The organism is Thiolapillus sp., assembly GCF_048562965.1.
Lineage (GTDB): Bacteria > Pseudomonadota > Gammaproteobacteria > Chromatiales > Chromatiaceae > Thiolapillus > Thiolapillus brandeum_A.
Map to the genome: position 1 here is coordinate 1 of NZ_JBHNMF010000541.1, position 2121 is coordinate 2121.

General features: G+C 55.3%; 1 protein-coding gene. It reads left to right on the forward strand.

Annotation, left to right across the window (positions count from 1 at the left end):
• Positions 1 to 650 precede the first annotated feature (650 nt).
• Complete coding sequence (gene ltrA / locus ACOCD2_RS17435) at positions 651 to 1901, forward strand: group II intron reverse transcriptase/maturase (protein WP_419601422.1); 1251 nt, start codon at positions 651 to 653, stop codon at positions 1899 to 1901.
• Positions 1902 to 2121: the final 220 nt, after the last annotated feature.

Sequence of the window (2121 nt, forward strand, 5' to 3'; positions counted from 1 at the left end):
CGATCCGCTTGATTTCCCGCGCTTCATCCGGTGTCAGGCGATTGAGCACCTGAACGTGGGTATCCAGACTGTCTCTTGCTTCGTCGGAGATAACAGGCAATGCAATCACATTGATCTCCTAGTGTGCCCGGCATGGGCCAAAACTTGTTACCTGAAAGGAGGTAACCACAAAGAGTGACGAGAAGTGCAGTGAAACGCAAGGTGGAAGCCGTGAGGCCAAGCTGAAAGAAGCGTGTAGCAAAGGCACGACCGTAGGAACACGAACAGGCAGAGAGGCCGCTTGCGGGCGATGAGCGTGCTAGGGAACGCGAAATCCAACAGTCACCGAAAGACGCAAGAGGTAGAGCCTGGCGGCACGGGCCGAAAGTTTTGGCGCCTTACCCGGGGAGAGCTGAACCATGAGCATGGATCAGCAGTCAGCAGAGGCCATAGTAGTGAAGAAGCCTGGTAATGCGGGTGGAGCGAAGGGCCGAAGGAAACTTAATACAACCTGAGATTTCTGGGAAGAAGCGCGTAGGAATCTGAAACACCAGGGAATGACAACTGCGGCCTTTACCCTGAGTGGCGCAGGCGAGGATGACGGTGGATCCGTCCAGAACCAAGTGCGTGGATTTCGAGTGACGTTCCAGGCAAGAAGAGGAGCAGTCGTATTGACAGAAGAAACGATGGCCACGGTGTTGAGCCGTGAAAACCTGAAGAAAGCATACCGAGCAGTACGGAGTAACCGGGGAGCGGCTGGGTTGGATGGGAGAACCATTCGCCAGACGGCAGCTCACTTACGCCGACACTGGAAGGTGGTCGCCGAGAAATTGGAGGAAGGGAGGTATCGCCCGAACGCGATTCGTGGGATACGGATACCCAAAGCCAATGGAGGAGAGCGCCTACTGGGTATTCCGACGGTGCAGGATCGAATCATCCAGCAGGCCATAGCCCAGGTACTGAGCCAGAAGTTTGAACCGGAGTTCAGTAACCACAGTTATGGTTTTCGCCCAAACCGTAGTGCTCACGATGCCATTAGGGCCGTGCAAGCGTACCTGCGAGAAGGGAAGAGCTGGGTAGTTGACCTGGATATCAGTGCTTTCTTCGATCACGTCAACCATGACATCCTGATGCACCAGGTGGGACGCAAAGAGCGGGACCGACAGCTACTGAAGTTGATAGGGAGTTACCTGCGAGCGCCCCTGGAAGAGGGTGGACAGCGACATAAAAGGCCGAAGGGGACGCCTCAAGGCGGCCCACTGAGTCCGTTACTGGCCAATATCTACCTGGATGCTCTGGATAAAGAACTGGAGAGGCGGGGGTTGAGCTTCTGCCGATATGCCGATGATGTGGTGATCTACGTCAAAAGCGAGCGCAGTGCCCAGCGAGTGATGGACAACATCAGTTGCTGGATAGAGAAGCACCTGCGACTCCAGGTCAACGCAAGTAAGAGCGGCACAGGACGACCATGGGAGCGGCCTTACCTGGGATTTATTCTACAGGAAGAGGACGGGCGTATAGCCATAGCTGAAAAGAGTATTCAGCGATTTCGAGCCGAAGTCCGCGCCAAGTGGGATGCAAAGCAAAGCTTGACCAGCCGAGAGTTGGTTAAGCAATGGCGGAAGTACCTGCGGGGCTGGTGCCAATATTTTGGTCTGGCCCAGGCGAGAAGGAATATTCTATGGCTGGAAGGCTGGATCAGACGGCACATGCGCAAGTGCTTCTGGCTACGCTGGCACAACCGCGATGGGCGGCGTAACGCGCTCAAGCGATTGGGCGCCGCAGGTTGGCACCTAAAAGTAGCCAGCAGTAGTCGAGGTGCTTGGCGGATAGCCCGAAGCTCAGTGCTACATAGGGCATTGAATAACCGAGTACTGGAGCGATATGGTTTATGGGTGCCATCCCAATTCTGGATCACCTGAAAAAAAAAGGGGGGTTGTTTTCAACCGCCGGATGCGGAAAACCGCATGTCCGGTGGTGTGGGAGGGGTGACGGGCATTATTCCGTCACCTCGACCCGATCAACCAACCGAACAATTCAGCAGGTAAGGGTGGGCTTGGAACAACCTTCCCTTGGGGGTGGTAGTAGCTGAATTGCCGCCACAGCGATTGCATCACCGTATCCAGTTCATCTTCCGGTGCA